The 20160-nt window shown below is 40.8% G+C and carries 16 protein-coding genes; 8 read left to right on the top strand and 8 right to left on the bottom strand.

Annotation, left to right across the window (positions count from 1 at the left end; genetic code table 11):
* Positions 1-4 precede the first annotated feature (4 nt).
* The 5 genes from aceF to ampD form a co-directional block, all read right to left on the bottom strand.
* Positions 5-1912 carry a pyruvate dehydrogenase complex dihydrolipoyllysine-residue acetyltransferase gene (gene aceF, locus H5186_RS14850; RefSeq protein WP_182767845.1) on the bottom strand — a complete coding sequence of 636 codons (1908 nt, stop codon included), beginning with the start codon at positions 1910-1912 and terminating at the stop codon, positions 5-7.
* A gap of 10 nt (positions 1913-1922) precedes the next feature.
* Complete coding sequence (aceE, locus tag H5186_RS14845) at positions 1923-4589, bottom strand: pyruvate dehydrogenase (acetyl-transferring), homodimeric type (protein ID WP_182767846.1); 2667 nt, start codon at positions 4587-4589, stop codon at positions 1923-1925.
* Positions 4590-4703: 114 nt separating this feature from the next.
* Positions 4704-5453: a pyruvate dehydrogenase complex transcriptional repressor PdhR gene (gene pdhR, locus H5186_RS14840; protein ID WP_182718482.1), complete on the bottom strand. Its 750-nt coding sequence runs from the start codon at positions 5451-5453 to the stop codon at positions 4704-4706.
* A 725-nt stretch (positions 5454-6178) separates the two neighbouring features.
* Entirely contained in the window at positions 6179-7030 is an 852-nt protein-coding gene (gene ampE / locus H5186_RS14835) for a beta-lactamase regulator AmpE (RefSeq protein ID WP_182739958.1), read from the bottom strand.
* Positions 7031-7057: 27 nt separating this feature from the next.
* A complete protein-coding gene (ampD, locus tag H5186_RS14830; RefSeq protein ID WP_182794621.1) occupies positions 7058-7603 on the bottom strand; it encodes a 1,6-anhydro-N-acetylmuramyl-L-alanine amidase AmpD in 546 nt (181 codons plus the stop codon).
* A gap of 716 nt (positions 7604-8319) precedes the next feature.
* Between ampD and nadC the strand changes: the two genes are divergently transcribed.
* The 8 genes from nadC (at position 8320) to yacG (ending at position 17556) form a co-directional block, all read left to right on the top strand.
* Complete coding sequence (gene nadC, locus H5186_RS14825) at positions 8320-9165, top strand: carboxylating nicotinate-nucleotide diphosphorylase (RefSeq protein WP_182740911.1); 846 nt, start codon at positions 8320-8322, stop codon at positions 9163-9165.
* 536 nt (positions 9166-9701) lie between these two features.
* A complete protein-coding gene (locus H5186_RS14820; protein WP_169020157.1) occupies positions 9702-10154 on the top strand; it encodes a pilin in 453 nt (150 codons plus the stop codon).
* Positions 10155-10199: 45 nt separating this feature from the next.
* On the top strand, positions 10200-11522 hold the full coding sequence (locus H5186_RS14815) for an O-antigen ligase (RefSeq protein WP_169020158.1): 1323 nt from the start codon (positions 10200-10202) through the stop codon (positions 11520-11522).
* A 2-nt stretch (positions 11523-11524) separates the two neighbouring features.
* Complete coding sequence (locus H5186_RS14810; protein ID WP_145235200.1) at positions 11525-12751, top strand: type II secretion system F family protein; 1227 nt, start codon at positions 11525-11527, stop codon at positions 12749-12751.
* A gap of 1154 nt (positions 12752-13905) precedes the next feature.
* Positions 13906-14805 (top strand): A24 family peptidase, encoded by a 900-nt coding sequence (locus H5186_RS14805; protein WP_310737088.1) that lies wholly within the window; start codon positions 13906-13908, stop codon positions 14803-14805.
* 1 nt (position 14806) lies between these two features.
* Positions 14807-15442: a dephospho-CoA kinase gene (gene coaE, locus H5186_RS14800; RefSeq protein WP_182794620.1), complete on the top strand. Its 636-nt coding sequence runs from the start codon at positions 14807-14809 to the stop codon at positions 15440-15442.
* A gap of 136 nt (positions 15443-15578) precedes the next feature.
* A complete protein-coding gene (gene pilB, locus H5186_RS14795) occupies positions 15579-17258 on the top strand; it encodes a type IV-A pilus assembly ATPase PilB (RefSeq protein WP_182768270.1) in 1680 nt (559 codons plus the stop codon).
* Positions 17259-17325: 67 nt separating this feature from the next.
* Complete coding sequence (yacG, locus tag H5186_RS14790; protein ID WP_149981349.1) at positions 17326-17556, top strand: DNA gyrase inhibitor YacG; 231 nt, start codon at positions 17326-17328, stop codon at positions 17554-17556.
* A 150-nt stretch (positions 17557-17706) separates the two neighbouring features.
* On the opposite strand, the gene H5186_RS14785 is transcribed toward yacG, so the two are convergent.
* The 3 genes from H5186_RS14785 to H5186_RS14775 all read right to left on the bottom strand — a co-directional run bounded on the left by H5186_RS14785 (position 17707) and on the right by H5186_RS14775 (position 19934).
* Positions 17707-18879, bottom strand: a complete 1173-nt coding sequence (locus H5186_RS14785; RefSeq protein ID WP_182794635.1) for an NRAMP family divalent metal transporter — start codon at positions 18877-18879, stop codon at positions 17707-17709.
* A gap of 205 nt (positions 18880-19084) precedes the next feature.
* On the bottom strand, positions 19085-19441 hold the full coding sequence (hpf, locus tag H5186_RS14780; protein WP_145235189.1) for a ribosome hibernation-promoting factor, HPF/YfiA family: 357 nt from the start codon (positions 19439-19441) through the stop codon (positions 19085-19087).
* A 181-nt stretch (positions 19442-19622) separates the two neighbouring features.
* Positions 19623-19934 carry a pyrimidine/purine nucleoside phosphorylase gene (locus H5186_RS14775; RefSeq protein WP_182740889.1) on the bottom strand — a complete coding sequence of 104 codons (312 nt, stop codon included), beginning with the start codon at positions 19932-19934 and terminating at the stop codon, positions 19623-19625.
* Between the last annotated feature and the right edge of the window lie 226 nt (positions 19935-20160).

Here is a 20160-nt window from a genome sequence, read left to right as displayed (position 1 = left end):
TTGCTTACATTACTAATTGGCGAATATCGCTCATGTAACTTGCTAAAGTTACAGTAAAGCGTGCCGCTAGTGCACCGTCAATCACCCTATGGTCGTAAGACATAGAAAGTGGAACCATTAGTTTTGGTTCAAACTCTTTGCCATTCCACTTAGGTTTAATTTCTGATTTAGAGACACCTAAAATAGCAACTTCTGGGGCATTTACGATTGGCGTAAAGGCTGTACCGCCAATACCACCAAGGCTTGAAATTGTAAAACAGCCACCTTGCATATCAGACGAGGTAAGTTTACCGTCACGCGCTTTAACAGATACTTCCATTAATTCACGCGATAATTCAATGATGCCTTTCTTATCAACATCTTTAAATACTGGCACAACCAAACCGTTTGGCGTATCAACTGCAACACCGATATTGATGTACTTCTTAAGAATTAAGCTTTCACCGTCGTTAGATAGTGATGAGTTAAATGTAGGGAACTCAGCAAGTGCTTTCGCTGCTGCTTTCATTACAAATACCAGTGGGGTGATTTTAACACCTAGCTTTTTCTTCTCGCTAAGGGCATTTTGCTCTTTACGGAACTCTTCAAGAGTTGTGATATCAGCTTCATCAAACTGCGTAACATGTGGGATTTGCACCCAGTTACGGTGTAAATTTTTACCCGATAGCTTTTGAATACGAGATAGTTTTTTCTCTTCGATTTCACCAAATTTAGCAAAATCAACTTTTGGCCATGGAATTAAACCAAGCTCACTACCGCCAGCATTGCCAGAAGCTGTTGCTAATTGGCCTGACTCAACTTGCTTAACTAAGCTCTTCACATAGTCTTGCACGTCTTCTTTCACAACGCGATTTTTACGACCTGAGCCTTTTACGTTCGCAAGGTTAATACCAAACTCACGTGCTAAGCGGCGAACAACTGGCGATGCATGAGCATACGCACTATTGTTTTCAAAGCTTTCATTGCTCGCTTTTGCAGGCGCTGCTTGTGGAGCTGGAGCTGATTCTGCTTTCGCTGCTGGTGCAGATTCAGAAGCCGTTTTTTCAGCGGTAGCTGCAGGTGCACTGCCTTGCACTTCAAATACAAAGATAAGTGAACCGGTCGATACTTTATCGCCCGCAGCAACTTTAATCTCTTTAACAGTACCGGCAAATGGTGCTGGTACTTCCATTGCCGCTTTGTCGCCTTCAACGTTTAAGATTGACTGATCTTCAGTAACCTTATCGCCTACTGCAACCATCACTTCAGTGACTTCAACCTCATCACCGCCGATATCAGGCACGTTTACTTCTTTACTGCTTGGCGCTGAACTTTGTGCCGGCGCAGACTCTTGAGCTGGCGCTGTTTCTGCTTTCGCAGCTGCAGGCTCACTACCAGCCACTTCAAAAACAAACACTAAAGAGCCTGTTTTTACTTTATCGCCAGCGGCAACTTTAATTTCTTTAACAGTACCTGCAAACGGCGCTGGTACTTCCATTGCCGCTTTGTCGCCTTCAACGTTTAAGATAGATTGTTCTTCTTCAACAGTGTCGCCAACAGCAACCATGATTTCCGTTACTTCAACTTCATCATCGCCGATATCTGGTACGGTGACTTCTTTAGTTGTTGAACCTGAAGACGCAGCAGGTGCTGCATCTTCAGATTTTGCTGGTTCTGCAGGCGCTTCGCTAGATGCTTGCTCTTCACCTTCAAACAAGAATACTAAAGAACCCGTAGTAACCGTGTCGCCCACGTTTACTTTGATTTCTTTTACAGTACCGGCTTGTGCCGCAGGTACTTCCATTGAGGCTTTATCACCCTCAACAGTTAGTAATGATTGGTCAACGTCAACTTTGTCACCAACGCTCACTAGAATTTCGGTTACTTCGACTTCATCGCCACCGATATCTGGTACTTTAATTTCAATACTCATTGCAAACCTCTTATGCGTACAGTGGATTAAGTTTGTTAGTGTCGATGTTGAACTTTTTAAGTGCTTCAACCACAACTGACTTCTCAACTTCACCACGTTTAGCAAGTTCAGATAACGTCGCAACTACTACGTAGCTGGCGTTAACTTCAAAGTGACGACGAAGGTTTTCACGGCTATCAGAACGACCGTAACCATCGGTACCTAATACTTTGTAGTTGCTGCTTGGAATGAATGAACGCGCTTGTTCTGCGTAGTTTTTCATGTAATCCGTTGCGGCAACAGTCACTGAGTCATTTAATACACTGGTGATGTAGGCAGTCTTCTGTTCGCTTTCAGGGTTAAGCATATTGAAACGCTCAACATCTTGCCCTTCACGAGTTAATTCGTTAAACGACGTTACTGAATACACATCAGATGCAATACCGTAATCATCACTTAAAATCGCGGCTGCTTTACGCACTTCAGTCATGATAGTACCTGAGCTTAATAGCTGTACGTTGGCTTTTTTGCCTGCGTAGCTTTCTAGCTTGTAGATACCTTTACGAATACCCTCTTCAGCACCTTCTGGCATCGCAGGTTGTGCATAGTTTTCGTTCATAAGCGTTAGGTAGTAGTAAATATTTTCTTGGCTTTCACCGTACATACGACGAATACCATCTTGAACAATAACCGCTACTTCGTAAGCGTATGTTGGATCGTAAGAGATACAGTTAGGTACTGTGTTAGCAAGAATATGGCTGTGACCATCTTCGTGCTGCAGACCTTCACCGTTTAATGTTGTACGACCAGCAGTAGCACCTAATAAGAAACCACGTGCTTGTTGGTCACCCGCCATCCATGCCATGTCGCCAACACGTTGGAAACCGAACATTGAATAGTAGATATAGAATGGGATCATTGGTAAATCGTTAGTGCTGTATGATGTTGCCGCAGCAACCCACGATGACATTGCACCTAACTCGTTGATACCTTCTTGCAATACTTGACCCGATGTTGCTTCTTTGTAGTAAGAAACGATATCACGGTCTTGCGGCGTATAGTTTTGGCCATGCGGGTTATAAATACCGATTTGACGGAATAAACCTTCCATACCAAAGGTACGCGCTTCATCGGCAATAATTGGTACGATGTTTTTACCAATACCTTTATCTTTCAATAAGATATTAAGTGCACGAACAAAGCCCATAGTGGTAGAGATATCACGCTTTTGCTCTTCAAGTAGTGGCTTGAACGCTTCTACTTCTGGCAGTACTAACTTTTCAGTAAAGTTAGGAATACGTTTTGGCGTATAACCTTTAAGTGCATCACGGCGAGCATGTAAGTACTTGTGCTCAGCCGAACCTTCTTCAAGTGTTAAATAAGGAAGTTCTGCAAGTTGCTGTTCAGATACTAAATCATCAAGACCTAAACGTGAACGTAAATGGGCAACGTGTGACATGTCCATTTTTTTCACTTGGTGAGCAATATTCTTACCTTCAGCCGCTTCACCCATGCCGTAACCTTTTACAGTTTTAGCTAGGATAACTGTTGGGCGACCTTTGGTCTCTTCTGCTTTTTTGAATGCAGCGAATAATTTTGATGGCTCATGACCACCACGCTTAAGCGCGAAGATTTCGTCATCTGTCATATCAGCAACAAGTGCTGCTGTTTCAGGGTAACGACCAAAGAAATGCTCACGTACGTACGCGCCATTTTTAGCTTTATAAGTTTGGTAATCGCCATCGACTGTTTCGTTCATCAATTGCAATAACTTACCTGTGGTGTCTTTAGCTAGTAGGATATCCCAGCCGCTGCCCCACACTAGCTTGATCACGTTCCAGCCAGCGCCTTTGAATAGACCTTCAAGCTCTTGAATGATTTTACCATTACCCATTACTGGGCCATCTAGGCGCTGTAAGTTACAGTTAATTAAGTAACAAAGGTTGTCTAGTTTTTCACGAGCAGCAAAAGAAATAGCGCCACGCGATTCTGGCTCATCCATTTCGCCATCGCCTAAAAACGCGTATACACGTTGGTTTTTAGTGTCTTTTAAGCCACGACCATCTAGGTACTTTAAGAAGCGCGCTTGGTAAATAGACGCGATAGGACCAAGACCCATAGATACCGTAGGGAACTGCCAGAATTCAGGCATTAATTTAGGGTGTGGGTAAGATGGTAAACCTTCGCCATCAACTTCTTGACGGAAGTTATCAAGCTGCGCAGCAGATAAACGACCTTCAACAAATGCACGTGCATAAATACCCGGAGAAATATGACCTTGATAATAAACTAAGTCACCGCCGTCTACATCATTTGGGGCTTTGAAGAAATGGTTAAAACATACTTCATAAAACGCCGCTGATGACTGGTAAGACGCCATATGGCCGCCTAGGTCGAGGTCTTTTTTCGAAGCACGCAATACAATCATGATTGCGTTCCAACGAATAATAGAACGAATACGGCGCTCAAGGTTTACGTCCCCTGGGTAAGCAGGTTCTTGATCTACCGGGATCGTATTAACGTAGTTTGTGTTGATACCTGTTGGCATATCAACACCGTCTAAACGGGCTTGCTCTAATACTTGCTCAAGTAAAAACTGAGCACGTTCAACACCTTCTTCACGCACAACTGATTCAAGAGCTTGTAACCACTCTTGTGTTTCTAGCGCGTCTACGTCAATTTTATTGACTTCAGACATATGGAGGTTTCCTTATGTTTAAAATACGAATGTTCTTAATTAGCACTGTGGTAATCGTGTTGCCATATACAGCACTTGCTTAAATTATTTATCTTTAACTTAGTTTTTTGTTACTTAATTTTGCTTTGTGCGTCTTAAACTACGCTCAATTCGTGAATGCTCTTTACCTGCTTCCAATAACGCTTCTTCAATGAAAGCTAAGTGAGCATTACTGGCAAGTCGCGCCTGCTCTGGATTCCCTTCAATCACTGCATCCATCAATAAACGGCGGTGCTCAGCTAAGCGCGAACTAATATGCGGCTTCTCTAACAATACCGTTAAATTTTGTAAAACATTTTGCTCAAGCAATGCCCGCATACCGCGCACTAAATGCAGTAACACCACATTATGCGAGGCTTCTGCCACACTAAAGTGAAACGCGTTAATTGCTTTGGCTTTTTGTAGTAAATCATCATTAGCTAATGCAATGCATTCAAAGCTTTGCTTAACTTTAGCAAAGTCAGTGCTAGTACCACGAAGCGCAGCATAATAAGCTGCAATCCCTTCGAGAGCATGACGAAACTCTAATAAATCAAACTGTGATTCAGGATGTTTACTGATCAAGTCAAATAACGGATCAGTGAGCCCTTCTTCTAGCTGATTTTTTACAAACGTTCCGCCACCTTGACGTCGCGTTACTAAGCCTTTTGCCTCTAGCTTTTGAATGGCTTCACGTAATGAAGGGCGAGACACTTCAAATTGTTTGGCTAATTCACGCTCTGGCGGCAGTTTCTCACCCGGTGCTAATGAGCCCTCAAGAATCATGTTCTCAAGTTGCTGTAAAATAACATCCGATAGTTTTGCTGCTTTAATCTTTAAAGACATTAATCAACGTCCGCATTGTAGTGGAAATGTAACCTGAAAAATCCAAGTTTGTGCCCAGAGACTAGACCAAAAGGTAAATTGGTCATACCAAATTTGAGCCATACGTTATCAAAAAGCAAGTTTGCTGTCAATTTCGCTGCGACGCACCTTAAAAAACACCCTAACGTATTTTGCACAAAGATCAAACAGTATGAGATAAAGCCAGTGTTTAGGAAGGAATTTTATAGAAAAACACAATGGTCTGACCAGATAATCAAAAACTAGTGGGCGAGTTTTTTTGAACTCGAAGTGTACTATATAATAAATTAAACTGCGCGGGGTAAACCCGCGCCTACGCATTGGTAGCAGCGAGTTTACCTCGCGACTGTTTCTACATTTACATAGACAGCCAATTTCACCACTGAGGGCAGGAGGCGCTACGCGCTACACAGAGAATACAAAAGTAAAGTTAATTACTAACAGGTTTTTCCTCTATTAACTCGGTGCTCTCTGTGGTGAATAAATCAATAAAAGACTTTTGCACAAAGAGAAGTGAATGAGCGCAAATGAAAAAAACGCCACGGGCTTCGAGCTGCGAATAGACTCAAACACCTAGCCACTACTTTTATAATTACTTCTCTAAAGCGCAGCGGCTCTTAACCTCTTTGTGAATAAATTTTAATTGCGCGGGTAGCAGCGAGTTTACCTCGCGACAATTACTTCCCTAAAACCTAGCATCTGTTTATTTACGCTAAACCACCAAATAAAGTAAACAAGGCAATCAACACCAAGTAAAACAACACATTTCGTTTTACAAGCTTCATCATACAAGTTGCTTCATACGCGCAACCAAAATGTTGCTGTTCTATTTGCTCTGCGGCAAGCGCGGTATTAGTAACCACTTTACGGTTACTCACTGTAAAATCGAGTGCATAATGCAGCCAGCAACTGGTGCCTTTATTAAAGTTACCTATTACTAGATAACCAAAGCTGGCGATTCTGGCTGGTAACCAATCAAGCCAAAATAATAATGAATGAATAAGTTTAAAACGTTTGGCATACACAACTTTATGGTCGTTCTGCACTAAATCAGCAAAAGTACGTACTAATGCATACAAGGTCGCGCCAGGTACGCCTAATATTACAAACCAAAAAATAACTGCACAATAAAAACGAAAGTTTACCCAAGCCAACGTTTGTCCAAAGGTTTCACCGCCTTTTTGCTCTTCCGTTTTCTTTTGCCCCATTTGCAGTGCATATAAGGTTGCCGCTTGCTGATCATCACGGGTTAGCGCATTTAAATAGGACTTATATAAAGCACGTTGTTTAGCACAGCCAAAGCAAACCAGCAGCACAGCCACATTAATAGCTAACTGCCATAATACAAAATCAGACAAGGTAAAAATAACCGCCACAAATAATACCGGCAAACACAACCAAATAATAAATCCCGCAGGCGAATTGAATAGACCTTGCTCGCCAAGCTGTTTTTTTGAACGTGTTAAATAGCCTTGCGCGTAATAGCTTATTTGCCAATAATCAGATCGGGCACCTAAACGCTCTAATATCAGAGCTATTATTATAGAAATTAAGATCATACTTTTCTCTTTCCAAATGGGCGCTAGTTAAAATATAGCAGCAAAATAATGATTCCAATCAAAACTGTCTCCAGGGTCTGTTTTTCGCCCTGGTGCAATGTGACAATGGCCAACAACACGCTCGCGTGTGATAGCTGGGTATTTATATATCAATGTCTTAGTTAAGGATTGTAATGCATTATATTGATTTTGGGTATACGCCGTTGTATCTGTACCTTCAAGCTCAATACCAATACTAAAATCATTACACTGACTACGTCCTAAAAACTCGGACTGCCCAGCATGCCAAGCACGTTTACTAAAAGGCACATACTGAACTATTTCACCGCTGCGTTTGATAAAACAATGTGCTGAAACTCTCACCCCCTTTAAATCAGCAAAGCTAGGGTGTGCTTGGCAATCAATACATCCCATAAACAAATCATCCACAAACGGCGTGGCAAACTGCCCTGCTGGCAAGGAAATATTATGAATCACTAATAAAGATATTTCCTCACCTAGTGGGCGCTCATCAAAATGCGTACTTGGTCGCTGGATAGCGGTACTAACGACACCAAAAGAGTTTATTTTCATAGTTTATATTCATAATGGCCTGTAAATAAATGCGTAGTCAGATGCTAATAGATTTCCAAGTAGAATAACAGCAAAGCACTTCCATTGTTTTGCGCCAGTAGCAGCGAGCTTACCTCGCGATTGTTTCTACATTTCCATAGACAAACCAATTTCACCACCGAGAACAGAAAGCCACGGGCTACGGGTAACGAGCTGCCGGCTGTAAGTTCACTTAGCAGCTAGTCACTTCCCTAGAACCTAGTTCCTATTTTCCTATTTTCCTATTTTCCTCAAAAGCGCAGCGTCTCTTGTCCTCTTTGTGAATAAATTTTAATTGCGCGGGGTAAACCCGCATCTACGCATTGGTAGCAGCGAGTTTACCTCGCGACTGTTTTTACATTTATACAGACACACTATTTCACCACCGAACCCACCGAGGCGCTTTGCTACACCGAGAAGGCAAAAGTAAAGTTAATCACTATTACCTATTGGTTTTTCCTCTGTGAGCTCGATGATCTCTGTGGTGAATAAATCACTAAAAAACTTTTGCACAATGATAAGAACAAATGCCGCGGGCTTCGAGCGACGAGCTTCGAATATGCCCTAGCATCTAGTCACTTCCTAAAACCTAGAACCTCACTCTCTAGAACCTAATCAAACTTATAGCTTCAGCCTTCTCTTTCACTTTCAAACCATGTAAAATTTGTGCAATTTCCTAATTATAATGAGCTTTTATAATGTCTATCCCACACAGCCTTTTAAGCCAATTGGTTAAACTTGCCCTTGATGAAGATTTAAATTACCAAACAGCCGAACAAGGCGACATCACCGCGCAATTAATTCCAGCGGCGCAGCACGCTAATGCCAAAGTGATCACTCGTGAAGATTGCGTGTTTTGCGGTAAAGACATTATCTTAGAAGTATTCAAACAAGTTGATCCGAGTGTAGCAGTTAATGTATTGGTAAATGATGGTGATACAGTTAAAGCTAACGATACCTTATTTACAGCAATAGGTTCTGCCCGCGCTATTTTAACAGCTGAACGTACCGCACTTAATTTTGTTCAAACCTTGTCAGGTACAGCAACCACTACAGCGCATTATGTTAAAGAACTCAGTGGCACCCACACCCAACTACTCGATACCCGTAAAACCATTCCGGGCCTACGTGCATTACAAAAGTACGCGGTCAAATGTGGCGGTGGCGCAAATCATCGCATTGGCTTATTTGATGCGTTTTTAATTAAAGAAAACCACATTGCCGCCTGTGGTGGCATCGATAAAGCCGTAGCGCAAGCAAAACTTAATCATCCAACTAAACCAGTAGAAGTAGAAGTCGAATCACTTATTGAGCTAGATCAAGCCATTACAGCCGGTGCTGATATTATAATGCTGGATAACTTTAGCGTTAAGCAAATTCAACAAGCAGTAGTACTGACCGATAAGCGCGCTAAATTAGAAGTTTCGGGTAATATGACCCTAGAAACACTGCGCACCTACTCACAGGCTGGGATTGATTTTATATCCAGCGGTGCACTTACAAAAAATTTACAGTCAATCGATTTGTCAATGCGCTTTGAGTAATAATCAAACTAAATAACAAATATTATGTTTCCCTAATGCGTTGACAAACTGATTAAAAAAGCATTAAATACGCCGAAAGGCTTACACTGTAACAAATTGTTAATTTTAGTGCTTCATATAATACAAAACAGTGCTAATGTAAGCCTCAAGGGTGAATTAAATAACTTTCAACCAATTCTAAAGAACTACTTACGGGTATTGTTTTACACCGCACGGCTACTTTGATGAAAGCTGTGAGTTAAATAAACAACATTAATACCAAGTAGTGGGTGAAGAAAGTTTTTAAAATTCGATGAAATGCAGTTAAAGCCGCTTTCAATCAGCTGTTTTAGTGCTAAAGTAGATCTAACAGAGTAATTTTAATAGTTGCTAAAACCTATCCAGCATTATTTAGCTAGGCACTGGGTTAGGTATTAGTAATTTAACGATTTTAAAAAAACCGTAAGATAAAGCAGTTACAATAGCTAACGTGATTACACACTTTACTAACATAATTTATTTAGCTTACAAAAAACACTATCCTTTAGGAGAGGAACATGGAAAAAATGACACAACAAAGTCAAAAGGGTTTTACCCTAATTGAATTAATGATTGTAGTAGCAATCATCGGTATTTTAGCAGCGGTAGCCTTGCCTGCTTATCAAGATTATACGACTCGTGCAAAAATGAGTGAAGTTGTTACATTTGCTGGTTCAGCTAAAACAGCAGTTAGTGAATGTATAATTACTACAGGTGATATTACTGCCTGTAATAGCAATGCAAAAGTAGGTTTAGATACTACAGGTATTTCATCTACTTATGTTGCCTCCGTTGAAGTAAGTGGTTCTGGTGTAATCACAACTACTGTTAAAGGAACTAATGTTGGTGCTTTAGATGGCTCTACTTTAGTTTTTACTCCAAATGCAGCAAACGGTGGAGTTACATGGAAATGCGAAATTGACGATAGTGCATTAAATAAATATGTGCCGCAAAACTGTCGCAAAAGCTAATTGACAATTAGTAAAAGAAGCTCTTTCTATGAAAGAGCTTGCATTATGGATACTAGAAAATATTTACTTCACTCAAACATTCCTTCCTTATTCTTATTTTTTTGTCTAATTCCATTTATTGATGAGTATTTTTTGGGTTTATTTAATGAAAAAAGATTTTTCCAATCTATACTCCTTATTTTATGTGCCTTACTTTATTTTCATTCATTCAAATTAGAAAAAAAATCGAAGCTGATTTTAGTTTCAGTTCTATTCATTGGTTTAATAAGCACACTTTTAAGCGAAAACTTATTATATTCAAGCTTGAGCTATCTTCACGCTACAATGCTAATAAGCCTTGTTTTTTTAGGTTATAAAATAAAAGATAATAACTCTATTTTATTTTATACGATATTTTTCTCTAACGTATTTTTAGTATCTTATTCATTACTTAATTATTCTTTTTTTATTCTATCAAGTGAGGCGCCATTTCCTGATGGCGTTTTATATGGTTTCTATAACATTCGATTTTTTAATCAATTTCAAGTCCTAAGCATACCCTTTGTCATCTATTTTCTTTCACACTCTAAGTTACATAGAGTTGCCAAAGTCACTCTGACTTTTAATTTCTTTTTGCTACTTTTCAGTAGCGCGCGAGGGGCTTCAATAGCAATTTTGATAACAACTTTAATTTATTGCTATTTCATAAATAAAAGCATGGTAAAAGAGATACTCTTTTATGTATTAGCTGCTATTTTATTATTTTTACTTCATTATTTTTATCTTAGTTTTTACCACTCAGCCGAATATATAATAAGAACTGGTAGTTCAAAAAGATACGAGTTATGGCTAGAAGTTATCAACAATATAAGCTTTAAAACACTACTTATCGGTAATGGCCCTGGTGGGTATAAATCTGAGACTTTCGATTTTGGCCACCCCCATAATAGCATCCTTCAAATATTGAATAACTGGGGGGTAATTGTTTTATCTATTACTGTTTGGTTTATATATAAATTAATCACTCACTCACTAGCATTCATTAAGAAAAACAAAGGTAACAATGAGTTTTTAACCTGTTTTACTTCATTCGTAAGCTTACTAATTTACTCACTAGTCAGCGGCGTGATAGTCATGCCAATTCCGCAGACTTTTTTATTTGTTTTAGTTGGGATTTTACTTGGGTATTTAGGTTATAATCTATTTGAAAGAAAAAATAACACACATAAAAAAATAGCACTAATTATTACATTCACAATATCTTTACTTTACGCGGCATTAGTTATACTTAGCTACAGCTGTTTAGACCCTAAACCATACGGCCCTAGCTTTTGGTCTAACGGACAATTATCTTTTGAAAATTGTAAACTTACTTACTTCGAGGATTAATAATGGCAAAGCAACCGGACAAAAAAGGATTTGATACTTTTGAATGGGTAGGCGTGAGTGCTCGCGGGAAGCGCCTTGAAGGCGAAATGACAGGCGCAAGTATAGCTTTAGTCAAGGCCCAATTACGTAAACAAGGTATCACACCCTCAAAAGTTAAACGAAAAGCCAAGCCTTTGTTCGGCGTGCGTATGCAGGCTATTACGCCAAAAGATATTGCTTTAGTTACGCGGCAAATTGCCACTATGTTAATGGCAGGTGTTCCCCTTATTCAATCAATCGAAATGATAGGCACCGGGTCAACAAACAAAAGCGTTACAAAGCTAATGGAAACCGTCGGCGATGAAGTAAAAGCAGGTGGTGCTTTATCTGATGCACTGCGTAAACACCCTCGCTATTTTGATGATTTGTATTGTGATTTAGTCGCCTCCGGTGAGCAATCTGGTGCACTGGATAAAATATTCGACCGCGTTGCCCTGTATAAAGAAAAGTCAGAAGCGCTGAAATCAAAAATTAAAAAAGCTATGTTCTACCCTATTGCTGTATTGGTAGTGGCGTTAATTGTAACCTCTATTTTACTTATATTCGTAGTGCCGCAATTTCAAGATATTTTTGCCGGCTTTGGTGCAGAACTCCCTGCGTTTACTTTAATGGTGATAGGTATTTCTGAGTTTATGCAAGAATATTGGTGGATGATGCTCATTGCCTTAGTAGGCTTTGGCTGGGCTTATAAGGAAGCGCTACTAAAAAGCAAAAAACTACGCGATGCCAACGACCGTGCTATTTTAAAATTACCCGTAATTGGTATGATTTTAAATAAAGCTGCGGTGGCGCGCTATGCCCGTACGCTTTCGACCACCTTTGCGGCGGGTGTACCTCTAGTTGATGCGCTGGACTCAGCTGCTGGGGCTTCAGGTAACGCGGTTTATCGTTATGCTATTTTAGATATAAAAGCTGAAGTAAGCTCGGGTAATCAAATGAACTGGGCGATGCGCAACTCAAAAATATTCCCCGATATGGTGATACAAATGGTCGCTATAGGTGAAGAGTCAGGCTCTTTGGATGGCATGCTGGCAAAGGTCGCCACTATTTATGAGCAAGAAGTTGATGATGCAGTAGATGGCCTATCGAGCTTGTTAGAGCCGCTTATTATGGCGGTACTCGGCGTGTTAGTTGGTGGTTTGATCATTGCTATGTACTTACCTATTTTCCAACTTGGGTCGGTTATATAAAAGCTGTAAGCTGTAAGCTGTAAGCAAAAATGTTCCTAATTTATATTAAGCAATGAAACATCTTTTTTATTTAAGTGATTTATTCACCACAGAGATTAAGAAACGCTGCGCTTTAAAGAAGTAATTGTAAAAATAGGTGCTAGGAAGTGGCTAGGGTGTATTCGAAGCCCGTGGCGCATTTCTCATTTGCTCTCATTCTACTCTTTGTGCAGAAAGGTTTTTGACTGTGGGCATTACTTGTAGGCGAGTGGCTTGCCACCGCGAAAATAATCTCATTGTCGCGAGGTAAACTCGCTGCTACCAATGCGTAGGCGCGGGTTTACCCCGCGAATAGATTCAAGTTCTTTCAGTGATTAATTCACCACTGAGAACACAGAGAAGAAATAAGTGATTTTTTACTTTGGTTTCTCTGTATAGCGCGCAGCGTCTCCTGCCCTCGGTGGTAAAATAAGTTTGTTTGTGTAAATGTATAAACAGTCGCGAGATAAATTCGCTGCTACCAATACGTAGGCGCGGGGTTACCCCGCGCAATAGATTCAAGTTCTGTCAGTGATTAATTCACCACCGAGAACACAGAGAAAAAATAAGTGATTTTTTACTTTGGTTTCTCTGTGTAGCGCGCAGCGCCTTTGTGCCCTCTATGGTAAAATAGGTTTATCGGTGTAAATGTATAAACAGTCGCGAGGTAAACTCGCTGCTACCAATGCGTAGGTGCGGGTTTACCCCGCGCAATAGATTCAAGTTCTGTCAGTGATTAATTCACCACCGAGTTCACAGAGAAGAAATAAGTGATTTTTTACTTTGGTTTCTCTGTGTAGCGCGCAGCGCCTTTGTGCCCTCGGTGGTAAAATAGGTTTATCGGTGTAAATGTATAAACAGTCGCGAGGTAAACTCGCAGCTAACAATGCGTAGGCGCGGGTTTACCCTACGCAATAGATTCAAGTTCTGTCAGTGATTAATTCACCACCGAGAACACAGAGAAAAAATAAGTGATTTTTTACTTTGGTTTCTCTGTGTAGCGCGCAGCGTCTTTGTGCCCTCGGTGGTAAAATAAGTTTATCGGTGTAAATGTATAAACAGTCACGAGATAAACTCGCTGCTACATACACGTAAGTGCGGGCTTTTAGTAGTTTTTAGATTTTAGGTTTTAGCGAATGCAAAATTTCTTTCTCGATATAATCACTGTTATGCAAAACCAATTATGGTTTTATTTACTCACTGTTGGCTTAGTGAGCCTGTGTATTGGCAGTTTTTTGAATGTAGTTATTTACCGGTTGCCGATAATGATGCAACGTGAATGGCAAACAGAATGCCGTGTTTTACTGGCTGACGATTTAAAACCTACAAAAGCTGATAATACAGAAACTGAGTTTAATCTGATCAAGCCCAACTCGACCTGCCCAAAATGCAAAACGGCAATTAAGCCTTGGCAAAACATTCCTGTTATTAGCTGGTTATTGTTAAAAGGTCGCTGCGCCAGTTGCAGTAACCCAATTTCAGTACGTTACCCAATTGTTGAAATGCTTACTGCGGTTTTAAGCTTAATAGTGGCCTACACCTTTGGCGCGACTGAGCAGGCACTACTGTATATTTTAATTACTTGGGTGCTCGTCGCCCTGACCTTTATTGACATTGATCATATGCTACTGCCTGACCAACTCACCTTACCTTTAGTCTGGTTAGCATTAATTGCTGCGGTAATGGGCATCACTATCTCCCCAACAGATGCCATTATTGGTGCAGCATGTGGTTACTTAAGCCTCTGGAGCGTATTTTGGCTATTTAAACTGCTCACCGGTAAAGAAGGCATGGGCTATGGTGATTTTAAATTACTGGCGGTATTTGGCGCATTGCTTGGCTGGCAATCATTACTCACCATTGTTTTATTATCGAGTGTAGTGGGCGCTATTATTGGTATCGCGTTATTGAGTATTCAAGGCAAAGATAAAGCCACGCCAATTCCATTTGGGCCTTATTTAGCCATTGCAGGTTGGGTTACTTTGTTATGGGGCACACAAATCCAAGTATTTTATTTTAATTTGTTAGGTTATTAATATGAATGCATCCACTCATAAACCGATGAAAAATTGGGTGCTGGGCTTAACCGGCGGTATTGGTTGCGGAAAAAGCGCCGTTAGTGCCATGTTTGAAAAACTCGCTATTACCGTAGTTGATGCTGATATTATTGCACGCCACGTAGTCAAACCGCATAGCCCTGGTTTAGCTGCCATTAGTGAGCATTTTGGTGCCCAAGTGCTAAACCCCGACGGCAGTTTAAACCGGGCGCAATTACGTGAGATTATTTTTGCTGATACAGCGCAAAAAACTTGGCTTAATAATTTACTGCATCCACTGATCCGTGAAAAAACTCTTACTGATTTACACTCTGCAAACAGCGCATATGTGGTACTCGTCGCACCACTGTTATTTGAAAATGGTCTTGAGCAATATTGTGATCGCACTTTAGTGATTGACGTTCCTGTAGAAATACAACTCAAGCGTACTATCGCCCGCGATAACACCTCTGAGCAGCAAGCACGCAGTATTATCGCCGCACAAATGTCACGCGAGGATAAACGCCACCGAGCTGACGATGTGATTGATAACAACCGCCCATTGCATTTAGTTGAGCAGGATATAATGCAACTTCATCAAAACTACTTACAACTAACGGCTAAAGTTAACTCATAAAGATGATAACGGTTGTGATAAACAAAAACTTTTTAGCTTTTTGTTGTCAAATTACCTTAAATCGACAAGACTGATGTTATACCATTCTTTTTTCTGATAAATTGCTGGCTATGAAAGGATCTAACCAAGGTGCGCAATGAATATTAATTCACCATTACTTAGAAAGTTTATTACGCTTGGCCGTATTGACGCAGAAACAGTCAAACTCAAACAACGTGAGTATGGCTCAACTGCGGAGTTGATCGCAAAATGCAGCGGTATTGATGGTCATGAACTTGCCGAGCAATGCATCGACTTATTCCGAGTGCCTTATTTTGATATACGTGAGTTTGACGTCGAGCTGATCCCCAAAGAGCTTGTTAAAGAAAAACTGATCAAAGATCATCATATTCTGCCTTTAATTAAAAAAGGCCGTAAACTCTACATTGCCGCGTCGGATCCGACTGATTATGGTGCTTTTGAAAACTTTGAATTCAGTACAGGGCTTGCATGTGAGGTAGTCGTCGTTGATTATCGCCAGCTTGAAGCAAAAATAGAACAGCTGCTTGATGCATCGGGCAGCTTGCATCTTAGCGATGAAGAATTTAAAGAATTTAGTGATTTAGATACCGAAAGCCCTCGCGAAATACAAAACAACGGCGAAGACGAAAAAGACGATGCCCCAATTATCGTATACATCAATAAAATTTTGATGGATGCAATTAAAAAAGGCGCCTCGGATTTACACTTTGAACCTTACGAACATAAATACCGCGTGCGTTTTCGTATCGATGGCATTTTACATGAAATGGCCAGCCCGCCGAACAGCTTAGCTACGCGTTTATCAGCGCGGATAAAAGTAATGGCACGCTTAGATATTGCCGAAAAACGTAAACCACAAGATGGCCGTATCAAACTTAAAATCACCGAACGTAAAAGTATCGATTTCCGGGTAAGTACGCTGCCGACTTTGTGGGGCGAAAAAATAGTAATGCGTATCCTTGATTCATCCAGTGCCATGCTTGGCATTGATGTACTGGGTTACGAACCTGAGCAGAAAAAGCTCTATATGGATGCGCTGCAACAACCGCAAGGCATGATTTTAGTTACCGGCCCTACCGGCTCGGGTAAAACAGTATCGCTTTACACTGGTTTGAATATTCTTAACCAACCAGAGCGTAATATTAGCACTGCAGAAGATCCGGTTGAAATTAACCTTGAAGGTATCAACCAAGTACAAATTAACCCGCGCGCAGAGATGACCTTTGCTAATGCGCTAAAAGCGTTTTTACGTCAAGATCCTGATGTGGTGATGGTCGGTGAGATCCGAGATCTTGAAACCGCTGAAATTTCTATTAAAGCGGCGCAAACTGGTCACTTGGTATTATCGACCTTACATACTAACTCTGCACCTGAAACCCTAACCCGTTTACTTAATATGGGTGTACCTGCTTATAACGTTGCCAGCTCGATTAGCTTAATTATCGCACAGCGCTTAGCTCGACGTTTATGCCCTAAATGTAAAGCACCTGAAAGCTTGCCGGACGAAGAGTTACAACGCCAAGGTTTTAGCCCTGAACAAATAACTGAACTCACTTTATTTGCACCCAAAGGCTGCGATAGCTGCACTGATGGCTACAAAGGTCGTGTGGGTATTTATGAAGTAATGCAGATTACTCCAGAAATAGCGCAAATCATTATGCGTGGCGGTAATTCACTAGAAATTGCTGAAGTATCGTTAAAGTCAGGCTTTAATAACTTGCGTTTATCAGGCCTCAGAAAAGCTGCCGCCGGTATGACTTCATTAGCCGAGATAAACCGAGTAACTAGTTTTTAAGATCCTAAAACCTAGCTTTCTAGGTTTTAGAGTTATAAATCGTAAACAATATGTATGAGAAGATGTTATGCCAACAGTTGTAAGCTGCCCAACGTGTAAAACCCAAGTCGAATGGTCAGAAAAAAGTCCGCACCGCCCTTTTTGTTCAAAACGCTGTCAGTTAATTGATTTAGGCGAATGGTCGTTTGAAAACAATAAAATCTCTGCACCAATAACCTCTGCAGATGATTTAAGCCAAGATATGATTGAAGATATTGAAGCTATGCTTGCTAAAAACGACGATGATTTTTTCAAGTAAGCCTGAAGTAATTGAAAAATAGGGGCTAGGTTTTAGGTAGTAGCTAGGTTCTAGTATTCGAAGCTCGCAGCCCGTGGCGAGGTAAACTCGCTGCTACCAATACGTAGGCGCGGGTTTACCCCGCGCAAACTCCAATTAACTACTTTGCTGTTAACCAAGCTTCCAAACCAAAAACACCAACGCAAAGCCAACTAAATAAATCAGTCCTAACCAGCTCAAGCTTTGTATTACTTTGGAATGCTGAATACTTGGCACTGAGCGAACTAAGCTGAAGTTCAGCCATGCAAAAATCGGCGTGGTCAAAAATGCTAGCGTCATAGCAAAAGTAAGCATAGGGCCAAGGGCTGATTTAAAGAATAAGATCACCGCCATCCCCGCCAAAGACTGTACTATCAACCAGATATTTAAGCTGTGCTTACTTTGTTTAAAACCTAATAACTTGTGTGATTCGTTTAATGTGCGGGCGTAGCCATCAAGCACGGTTAAAGTTGTGCCAAACATACACAAAAACGCGATAATTGAAACTAATGGTCGTGCCCATTCACCTATGGTAAGGGCATACATATCAATAAGCTGTTTAGCAAATGCCACGCCGCCGAGCTCTATATTCGCGCTTTGCCCGTATTGCACTAGCACACCAAGTGAAAAGAATACTAATGCCAGCCCTGCGGTTAACCAATAACCTAAATTAAAATCAAATAACCCCTGCGCTCTAGTTACCGTTTGTTGGCTTTGTTTTTCTTTAAGCCACAATGAGCTTAATGCTGAGATTTCAATCGGTGCAGGCATCCAGCCCATCAATGCCACCATAAAACCCAGCATAGCAAGTTCATAGGGAGATGGGCCAATGTAATCAGCAGGTGCCATTGGGCCGTTACTAAATGCAATAGCTAGGGCAATGACTGTTGCTAGTGTAAGTAGCCCCATAATAGCCTTTGCGACGTTATCGAGTGCTTTAAAGTGCCCGAGTAATAAAATGACTAAGCAAACGGCGAGGATCAACCAACACAGTAAAGTCACTGAAATAGCAATAGGTAAAGCGTAGTGTAATAAACTGGCCGTTAATAGCAGCACACCAGCAGTATTGACCACCGCAGCAATAATATTTAAGCCAATAAAACTATAAAAAAACCATGGGCCTTTACTTTGATAGCCTTCAACTAAGCTTTTTTTTGTGGCTAGCGTGTACTCGATACCAAAGCGGAAAAATGGATACTTAAGCACGTTAACAACGAGGATTAACCAAAATAGCTGCCAGCCAAAAATAGCCCCTGCTTGCGTTGATGCCACTAAATGTGAGCCACCAATTGCAGCGGTCGCCATTAAAATACCGGGACCTAGTGCGTTTAAACGAGTTTGCCAAATTGATACTGCTGACTGCATCTGTGTACTTATTACTTATGGTTAATAATAAGCAAGTTACAGCGTTTTAATTAAGAAATAAAGAGTAAAGCGGAGGTTTAGAGGACTAGTCCTTTAGATGTAAATCGCTAGATCCTAGTTGCCTAAGATCTAGCGTCTTTATTATTTAACGTAGGTCCATTTCTTGAATAATTTCATGAGCAATTTCAGGTGTAGTGCTCACCGGTTTTTCATGTAAATTGGCTTTAATTTGGCCTTTACGATGCTTTAGTGCTGCATCGAGTTTTTTAGCCGCGTTTGCAATAGCTGGATAAAGAACTTCGTTCTCACCTTTAACGGATAAACGCGCGCCTTCGTATATGGTACTGATTTCTGCTTGGAGCTTATGATGCTCTTTTGAAAGAATGATATCTAGTGCGATCAGAGATGGAAAATGACTCGCAATTTTTGAAAATTTTTCGTTGATGTGCTCTCTAATAGAGTCAGTAACGTCAACATGGTGACCAGAAAGATTAATTTTCATAGGGTATCCTTTTTTATGTTACCTCATAACTAGTATTGGGGGCTATTTAGATTAACACAAGGCAGAAAAGCATAAATATGAAATTTATTTGTTATTACAGCTGATGTAGATCAATTTAGTCACATTAAATATGCAAAAGCCCGCGCATGGCGGGCTTTCAGCGTGTCACTTGATTTGTATATTAAGTATACGAACAACAGTAATCAGCAAAGTCAGTCACTTTTACTTGAAAGGTAACGTTAGCATCAACGTTAAAAGACTCCCCTGCTGACATCGTTTGCCATTTCGTCTCACCAGGGAGTAATACATCCCACTGGCCGCCGTTTAATTCCATCAATTCTTTTTTGCTCGTAGCAAATTCAAACTCACCCGGTTGCATAAAACCTAACGTTTTAGTGCTGCCATCAGCAAAAACCACGGTACGACTTGATACTTTACCGTCAAAATATACGTTCGCTGCTTTAACAACACTTACATTATCAAACTGAGACATCCTCACTCCTGTTCTTTGATTTATAATTTAACTGCGACCACATTGCCTTAAGGACACATAGCATGCAAGTGTAGTGATGTGAAAAATACTCATGGGCTTCGGGCTTCTGTCTTCGGGCTTTGGGCTTCGGGTTTCGGGCTTTGGGCCAACTGTGTAGGTCGCGCTTATGCGCGTCAAGTCGCTCACGTTTAACTATTCAAAAACTGACAGCTGCAAGCTTATGACT

Origin of the sequence: Pseudoalteromonas sp. SG41-2, from assembly GCF_014164535.1 — a bacterium.
Taxonomy (GTDB): Bacteria; Pseudomonadota; Gammaproteobacteria; order Enterobacterales; family Alteromonadaceae; genus Pseudoalteromonas; species Pseudoalteromonas rhizosphaerae.
This window is presented reverse-complemented; position numbering and strand designations above follow the sequence as displayed.